Consider the following 7,882-nt stretch of genomic DNA (forward strand, 5'->3'; position numbering starts at 1 on the left):
GTGCTGGCCAATGTGATGATGCCCCTGCTGGTGACGGGCTCGCCGAAAGCCGCCGCCGAGCAGCGTGCCCGCGCCGCCCTCGATAAAGTGGGACTGGGCGAGCGCGCCGATGCCGATCCGCTGGCCTTGTCCGGCGGCGAACAGCAGCGCGTCTCGATCGCGCGCGCCATCGTGAACCGTCCGCAAATCATCCTGGCCGACGAGCCCACCGCCAATCTCGACCGCGCCAGCGCCAACAAGGTGCTGGACGCTCTGCGCGCCTTCCACTCGGTCGGCGTGACTTGCCTGATTTCCACCCACGACGAGCAGGTGCTGGACAGCGCCGCGCGTGTGATTCATCTGGAACGCGGCGAACTGATGAAGGAGGCCGCATGAGCGCCTTCTTCCGCCAGCACGCCTTCGCGCTCGGCGGCGCCCTAGTGCACCTGCGCCGCGCGCCGGGCTCTTTCCTGTTCAATATCCTGGTGGTGGCAATCGCCCTGGCTCTGCCCTTCATGGGCGTGACCCTGCTGGAAAACGTGCGCCCCATGTCCGAGCAAATGGCGGTCGAGCCCGAGCTCAGCGTGTTCATGAAGCAGGACACGCCGCGCGAGCAGTCAGCCGGCATTGCGGGCAATCTGCGTGCGATCAGCAAGGACGCCAGGATCGTCTTCGTGCCGCGTGAAAAAGCGCTGGAACAGCTGCATGCGAAGAGCGGGCTGTCCGACGTGCTCAACACACTGGGTGAAAACCCGCTGCCGGACAGCTACATCGTCAAGCTCAACGCCTACAAGAGCGCGGCCGAAAGCGCCCAGATCGATGCCATCGCCGACCAGATGCGCGCTCTGCCGGGTGTGGAATCGGTGCAGGTCGACTCCGCCTGGGTCAAGCGTCTGGCCGCCCTGCTGGGCATCCTGCGTCTGGCCCTGCTGCTGCTGGCTGCAACCCTGGGCACGGTGGTGATTGCGGTGGTATTCAACACGATTCGCCTGCAAGTGCTGACCCAGCGTGAAGAGATTCTGGTGTCCAAACTGATCGGCGCGACCGACAGCTTCATCCACCGCCCCTTCTATTACACGGGTGCTCTGCTCGGCCTGTGCGCGGGCGGGGTGGCGCTGGGGGCAGTGGCGCTGGCCCTGCGCCCGCTGAATACGGCAATTGCTGAATTTGCAAGGTTGTATGCCAGCGAATTCCAGCTGGTCCCGCTCGATCCCGTGTCCATGACCGCCCTGCTGGCCCTGTCAGCGATGCTGGGCCTGGTTGGCGCCTCGCTGTCCGTGCAGCGCCATTTGTCCCGCCTGAATTAAGTCCCTGCCGGGAGCGCGCGCCGCTCCCGGTGTCACAAGTGCGTTCTCGCACAGAGCCCATCCCCTTCCAGGTCTATCCTGCCTTTTATGGAGGAGCCTTTCCTCATAGCAGTATTGCTATCGCAATCATAGATTTTCCATGATTGGCACTCATCGAAGGAGAGTGCTAATATATGTTCAACCAGCAAGGCTTCAATTAAGTAAGAGTTAAGTTCCATGAGGCATGCTGTGACTATGAAAGATTCCCTTCGAAGCGAGGATAGAACTATGACCACGATGTCCGTACAAAACGCGTTGGTTCCACTTGGCAACATTGACGCCTATATTTCGGCAGTCAATCGCCTGCCTATGCTCTCGCACGAGGAAGAAGTACAACTGGGCCGTGACCTGAAGAACAAGAATGATCTGAAGGCTGCGGAGAAGCTCGTTATGTCTCACCTGCGACTGGTGGTGTCGATCGCGCGCGGTTACCTGGGCTATGGCCTGYCGCACGCCGACCTCATCCAGGAAGGCAATATCGGGCTGATGAAAGCCGTCAAACGCTTCGATCCGGACCAGGGTGTGCGCCTCGTGTCCTACGCCATGCACTGGATCAAGGCGGAGATGCATGAATACATTCTGAAGAACTGGCGCCTGGTGAAAGTGGCTACCACCAAAGCCCAGCGCAAGCTGTTCTTCAACCTGCGCAGCCACAAGCAAGGCCTGGACGCCATGTCGCCCGACCAGATCGACCAGCTGGCGAAAGCCCTGGACGTGAAGCGCGAAGACGTGATTGAAATGGAAACCCGCCTGAGCGGCCGCGATATTGCCCTGGAATCGCCAAGCGACGAGGAAGACGACAAGTTCTCCCCGATCGCCTACCTGTCTTCCGACAATACCGAGCCAACCAAGGTGCTGGAAGCCGAACAGGTGACCCGTCTGCAATCCGAGGGTCTGGAAACTGCCCTGTCCAAGCTGGACGCCCGCTCTCGCCGTATCGTGGAAGCGCGCTGGCTGGCCAACGACGACGGTTCGGGCGCCACCCTGCATACGCTGGCGGAAGAGTTCGGCGTGTCGGCCGAGCGTATCCGCCAGATCGAAGCGGCCGCGCTGAAGAAGATGAAGACTGCCCTGGCGGCCTACATCTAAGTTTTCGCTGATTTCCGGAAGGCGCCGTGCCGTAAGGCCCGGCGCTTTTTTTATTTTCTAAACAATATTGAACGCGGGTTACTATTTCGACTTACTAACTGTCGATATTTTTTACACCATGGTTTTCCAGAAATTTATAAGTCCTTGATGCAACACGCATTTCTCCGATGGCATGGCACTTGCTTGATGTAAAGCGAAGTCAATCACCCGGAGAAATACCATGATCAAACAAACCGCTCTCGCACTGGTCTGCGCCGCAGCCACCGGACTTGCGTCCGCAGCCCCACTTCTGCTGACCGATAATCTGTCAATTGCTGCTCACTGGAATAACGACAACGCGAACCCAGCCATGCGCGCCGCTGACCTGAACGGTTTGTCCACCCTCCAGGTCGACGCCGGCATCAATGGCGGCACGTTCGACTTCCTGTTCCCCCAGCCGGGCGGCAACCAGGATGGCACCCTGTACTATTTCTACCTGGACGGCACCCTGCTGACCCAGTCCAACGCTGCGGCGCCTGCTGGCTACACCAATTGGTACGACGACGTGGTGTTTACCGGCGGCGTGCACACCCTGGCGCTGAAAGTGACCACCCCAAACAAAAACGGCGGCAATTTCTCCATCCTGACCGACCTGCAAACCCCGGCTGCACCGCAAGGTCCGGGCGCAGGCGGTGGTGGCGCACCATCCCAGGAAGTGCCAGAGCCAGCTTCCCTGGCCCTGCTGGGCGCCGGCCTGCTTGGCCTGAGCGGTCTGCGCCGCCGCAAAGCATAACCACAACAAAAACAACAAAAACTGGCGCCCCTCCGTGGGCGCTTTTTTTTACCCCTACTTTAAGTTCCCTTATGCAATATCGAGTAACTGTCGGAAATCTTTACACCCGGGTCTGACTCATCAGTGCGCCGGCCTGGGTGGCACTTTGCTAAGATGAAAGCATGCCTTCAGGGAGGACATCATGAAACTGAGAGTCATTGGCACCTGCTTTGCGGGTTTATCCCTGGTCATTGCCGCCGCCTGCAGCGCGCCACCGGCCGGCACCGCGTCCCATCCCGCCCCCCGCACCAGCGAGAGTTATGTGCTGACGCAGGGCGAAACCGTCACACTGGCGCCATCCACCACACTCAAGCTCGAACGCATCAACGACAGCCGCTGCAAGACTGGCGCCGTGTGCGTGTGGGCCGGCTACATCAGCTACAGCTTCGTGCTGAACGATAAAAAAGGCAGCAGCAACTTCGTGCTGGCCGACGACATGCCGGGCGCCGCCAAAACCCTCACGCGCAACGGCCTGACCTTTACGCTGCAAGGGCTGGAACCGGCCGAACCGCCGGCTTTGAAAGCTCCGCCGCCAAATTATCGGGTAAGCTTGCGTGTAAATATTGCACAACCGATATAGTTGCCCATGAGCCCACAACGACGCGCCAGCACCCTCGTCTTCTCCATCATCCTTTCGCTGGCGCTCGTTGAGCCCGCCTCTGCCAAAAGCCCTATGGCGACCGGCACCGGCGGCGCCGTCGCGACAATCAGCGAGCAGGCATCGCAGTCCGCGCTGGCCATTCTGAACAAGGGCGGCAATGCGGTGGACGCCGCAGTCGCGGCGGCAGCTACGCTGGGCGTGACCGATCCCTTCAGCTGCGGCGTTGGCGGCGGTGGCTTCATGGTCATCTACCTGGCCAAAGAAAAACGCGTGATTACCATTGACCACCGCGAAGTGGCCCCCGCCTCGTTTGAGCCGACCGCGTTCGTGGACGCCAACGGCAAGCCCATCGATTTCGAAACAGCGGTGGCCAGCGGCATGGCGGTCGGCGTACCGGGCACCGTGCGCGGCTGGCATGAAGCACTGGACCGCTACGGCAGCATGTCCTTCAAGCAGGTGTTGGCGCCGGCAATCAAGGTCGCTTCGGATGGCTTCCGCGTGAATGCCAACTTCAGCCATCTGGTGCAGGGCAACGAGCAGAAATTCAGCTTATACCCTGCCACGGCCGCGCTCTATCTGCGCAACGGCAAGGCTATCCCAGCCGGCACCCTGCTACGCAATCCGGATCTGGCGAAGACTTACCAGCTGCTGTCCACTGGCGGCGTGAAAGCCTTCTATCACGGCAAGCTGGCGCAGGCGATTGTCGACGCGGTGAACGCGCCGCCGGTGGCTGCCGGCGTTTCCGTCCGCTCCGRCAAGATGACGCTGGCCGACCTGTCCAACTACGAAGCCCGGCTGCGCCAGCCTGTGCGCAGCACTTATCGCGGCTACGAACTGTACGGCATGCCCCTGCCCAGCAGCGGCGGCGTGACCATCGCCGAGGCGCTGAACATCCTTGAAGGCTATGAATTCAAGGGCATGCCGCGCGATCAGGCCGAGCACATCTACATGGAAGCGTCGCGCCTCGCCTTCGCCGACCGCAATGCTTATCTGGCCGATCCCGAGTACGTGGAAGCGCCTGTGGCGGGCCTGCTGAACAAGGACTATGCCGCCAGGCGCCGCGGGCTGATCAATCTGCAGCACGCCATGCCGCATGCTGAGGCGGGCGATCCCTATGTCTTCCAGCACGACCCCAGCGTGCCACTGCGCCCAGCCGCCGCGGCGCGCATGCTGCCGGAGAGCGCCCACACCACGCATCTGACCGTATCGGACAAGGACGGCAATATCGTCGCCTACACCTTCACCATCGAATCGTGGGGCGGCAGCGGCATCACCGTGCCGGGCTACGGCTTCCTGCTCAACAACGAAATGACCGACTTCGACTTCACGGGGCCGGCGCCGAACGTACCGGAAGCGGGCAAACGTCCACGCTCCAGCATGGCGCCGACAATCGTCTTCCGCAATGGCAAGCCGGCGTTCACGGTTGGCAGTCCGGGCGGCTCGACCATCATCACCACCGTGCTGCAAACCATCTTCAACTACCTCGACCTCGGCATGCGCATGGACGAGGCGCTCAACGCGCCGCGCATTTCCGAGCGCAACGGCGACAGCACCGACATCGAACCTGGCTTCACCGGCACCGCCCAGGCCCGCGCGCTGGAACGCTTCGGCCAGCGCTGGTCGGCGACACCGGAAGAAATCGGCGCAGCCAACGCCATCGTCTTCAACCAGGATGGCACAGTCACCGCCGTCAGCGAAGCCCACCGTCACGGCGCCGGCGCCGCGCTCGTCCAACACCCCGCCCACTAAAACCTGGGGTCTGACCCCAAGGTGGACATTTTTTGCGTCGCGCTATAGAATGCGAATCATTCTCATTTGCATTCTATAAAAAGGAAGAAAATGYTGCTGCCTGTTCCCGCCTCCCGACTTCGTCCATTTGCTCTTGCCGCCGCGCTGGTTTGCGGAGGCGCTGCCTGGGCTGATGCGCCTGCTGATGAAGCCGCGCCTGAGCCTGTCATGCAAACCGTCGTGGTCAAGGGTGAGGCGGAATCGCCGGACAGCTATACCACCCGCCGCAGCGCCTCTTCCGCCCACCTCGACCTGAGCCTGCGCGAAACGCCGCAATCCGTGTCCGTCGTGACTGCCGCCCGCATCGAAGACTTCCGCCTCGACGCCGTCAACGATGTCCTCGCCAGCACCACCGGCGTCACCGTCGAGCGCGTGGAAACCGACCGCACCTACTACACCGCGCGCGGCTTCGACATCGTCAATTTCCAGTATGACGGCGTCGGCATTCCCTTTGTCTTCGGTAACGTGACCGGCGATCTGGATACCGCCCTCTATGACCGCATCGACATCGTCCGCGGCGCCAATGGCCTGATGTCCGCCACCGGCAATCCCTCCGCCACGGTGAACTTCATCCGTAAGCGCCCGACCGCCGCTTTTCAGGCTTCTGCGAGCGCTACCTTGGGCAGCTGGGGCCAGCATCGCGTGCAAGGCGACATTTCCGGCGCGCTGAATGAAGCCGGCACATTGAACGGACGCGTGGTCGCCTCCTACCAGGAAGGCGACTCTTACCTGGACCGCTTCTCCAACGACCGCAAAGTCTTCTACGGCGTGCTGGAAGCGAAGCTGTCGCGCGACACCACGCTGACCGGCGGCTTCACCAGCCAGGACGCGAAAACGCGCGGCGGCCTGTGGGGCGCGCTGCCGCTCTACTACACCGACGGCTCGCCCACCAATTACGACGTCGGCACCAGCACCGCCACCGACTGGGCACGCAACCGCACGCGGAACAAGCGCAGCTTCCTTGAATTCGAGCATCACTTCGAGAACGGCTGGCGTGCACAGGCCACGCTGTCGCGCGCGACCACCAACACCAACTCCAAACTGTTCTACGTCTATGGCCAGCCCGACCGCGCGACGGAACTGGGCCTGTTCTCCTACCCTTCGCTGTATGACGCATCCAACAAGCAAACGCTGTTCGACGTGTCAGCCACGGGCCAGTTCCAGCTGTTTGGCCGCACGCATGATCTGAGCTTCGGCGGTTCCTGGTCCAAGTCTACGCTGGACGATATCTCGCACTACGGCCAGGGCATCGGCGCGGCGCTGCCGCCGCTGACCACCTGGCAAGGCATCTATCCCGAGCCTACCTTCGACGCCGCCATCGACGGCAGCTCGTATGAAGACAAACGCAAAACCGCTTTCGCCGCCGCACGCTGGGATCTGGCCGATAATCTGAAGCTGCTTACCGGCGTTTCCTTCGCCACCGTGGACAGCTCCGGCCTGTCGTATGGCGTCAGCAAATACCGCTCGGCCACCAAGACCACGCCTTACGTGGGTCTGGTCTACGACATCAACCAGGCCTTGTCGGCCTATGCCAGCTACACCGGCATCTTCAACCCACAAAGCGAAACCGACGCAGCCGGCCAGCCTCTGGCGCCAGTTGAAGGCCGCACCGTGGAAGTGGGCCTGAAAGGCGAATGGTTCGACCGCAAGCTGAACGCTTCCGGTGCACTGTTCAAAACGAAGCAGGACAACACCGCTGAACAGGCAGGCTATGTCGGCCCGAAAGCCTTCTACCGCGGCGTCAACGCGGAATCGAAAGGCGTGGAGTTTGATCTGTCCGGCGAACTGGCGCGCGGCTTGCAGGCTACCGCTGGCTTCACCGTGCTGACGGTGGAAGGCGATGACGGCAAGGCCGTACGCACCTTTATTCCGCGCCGCCTGCTGCGTACTTCGCTGACCTACCAGCTGCCTGCCGTGCCGCAGTTGAAGCTGGGCGCAACCGCGAACTGGCAGGACAAGACCTGGCGCGATGAGGCGGACGGCGTCACCATCCGTCAAAGCAGCTATGCAACGGTGGGCCTGATGGCGCGCTACGACATCGATAAACACTTCAGCGTGTCGGCCAACGTGAACAACCTCACGGACCGCAAATACCTGACTTCCCTGTACTGGAGCCAGGCTTACTACGCAGCGCCGCGCAATGCATCCGTGACGCTGAGCTGGAAGTATTAACCGTTCCGCGCGCGGCTATCGGCAGGAGCCTGCTCACGCTCGTTCATGCCATAGTCGCGCACCACGCTCGCAATGCGCAGGCGATAATTCTGGAAC

General features: G+C 61.7%; 7 protein-coding genes and 1 pseudogene. 7 read left to right on the forward strand and 1 reads right to left on the reverse strand.

The features are described from left to right. The 7 genes from AB4Z11_RS15810 to AB4Z11_RS15840 all read left to right on the forward strand — a co-directional run. Positions 1–375: ATP-binding cassette domain-containing protein (locus AB4Z11_RS15810; protein ID WP_442026202.1), on the forward strand; the 375-nt coding region annotated here is incomplete at its 5' end. After that, entirely contained in the window at positions 372–1,286 is a 915-nt protein-coding gene (ftsX, locus tag AB4Z11_RS15815) for a permease-like cell division protein FtsX (protein ID WP_442026203.1), read from the forward strand. The genes AB4Z11_RS15810 and ftsX, both read left to right, overlap by 4 nt. A gap of 216 nt (positions 1,287–1,502) precedes the next feature. After that, positions 1,503–2,414 carry an RNA polymerase sigma factor RpoH gene (gene rpoH, locus AB4Z11_RS15820; RefSeq protein ID WP_442026204.1) on the forward strand — a complete coding sequence of 304 codons (912 nt, stop codon included), beginning with the start codon at positions 1,503–1,505 and terminating at the stop codon, positions 2,412–2,414. Positions 2,415–2,634: 220 nt separating this feature from the next. After that, on the forward strand, positions 2,635–3,186 hold the full coding sequence (locus tag AB4Z11_RS15825; protein WP_442026205.1) for a PEP-CTERM sorting domain-containing protein: 552 nt from the start codon (positions 2,635–2,637) through the stop codon (positions 3,184–3,186). A 181-nt stretch (positions 3,187–3,367) separates the two neighbouring features. Further along, positions 3,368–3,805 carry a hypothetical protein gene (locus tag AB4Z11_RS15830; RefSeq protein WP_442026206.1) on the forward strand — a complete coding sequence of 146 codons (438 nt, stop codon included), beginning with the start codon at positions 3,368–3,370 and terminating at the stop codon, positions 3,803–3,805. Positions 3,806–3,811: 6 nt separating this feature from the next. Further along, positions 3,812–5,575, forward strand: coding sequence for a gamma-glutamyltransferase (gene ggt, locus AB4Z11_RS15835; protein ID WP_442026207.1), 1,764 nt, complete (start codon positions 3,812–3,814; stop codon positions 5,573–5,575). Positions 5,576–5,782: 207 nt separating this feature from the next. After that, complete coding sequence (locus AB4Z11_RS15840; protein WP_442026208.1) at positions 5,783–7,786, forward strand: TonB-dependent siderophore receptor; 2,004 nt, start codon at positions 5,783–5,785, stop codon at positions 7,784–7,786. Here AB4Z11_RS15840 and AB4Z11_RS15845 read toward each other — a convergent pair. Then, positions 7,783–7,882, reverse strand: a pseudogene (locus AB4Z11_RS15845) (antibiotic biosynthesis monooxygenase); the annotation flags it as partial. The gene AB4Z11_RS15840 and the pseudogene AB4Z11_RS15845 overlap by 4 nt on opposite strands.

Origin of the sequence: Pseudoduganella sp. RAF53_2 (genome assembly GCF_052113985.1) — a bacterium.
In the GTDB taxonomy this organism is placed as follows: domain Bacteria; phylum Pseudomonadota; class Gammaproteobacteria; order Burkholderiales; family Burkholderiaceae_D; genus Rugamonas.

What these genes read in the sequence shown, in the direction of transcription:
- ftsX (WP_442026203.1), top strand. Translation starts at nt 372, where the DNA reads ATGAGCGCCTTCTTCCGCCAGCACGCCTTCGCGCTCGGCGGCGCCCTA.
- AB4Z11_RS15825 (WP_442026205.1), top strand. Translation starts at nt 2,635, where the DNA reads ATGATCAAACAAACCGCTCTCGCACTGGTCTGCGCCGCAGCCACCGGA.
- AB4Z11_RS15830 (WP_442026206.1), top strand. Translation starts at nt 3,368, where the DNA reads ATGAAACTGAGAGTCATTGGCACCTGCTTTGCGGGTTTATCCCTGGTC.
- AB4Z11_RS15840 (WP_442026208.1), top strand. Translation starts at nt 5,783, where the DNA reads ATGCAAACCGTCGTGGTCAAGGGTGAGGCGGAATCGCCGGACAGCTAT.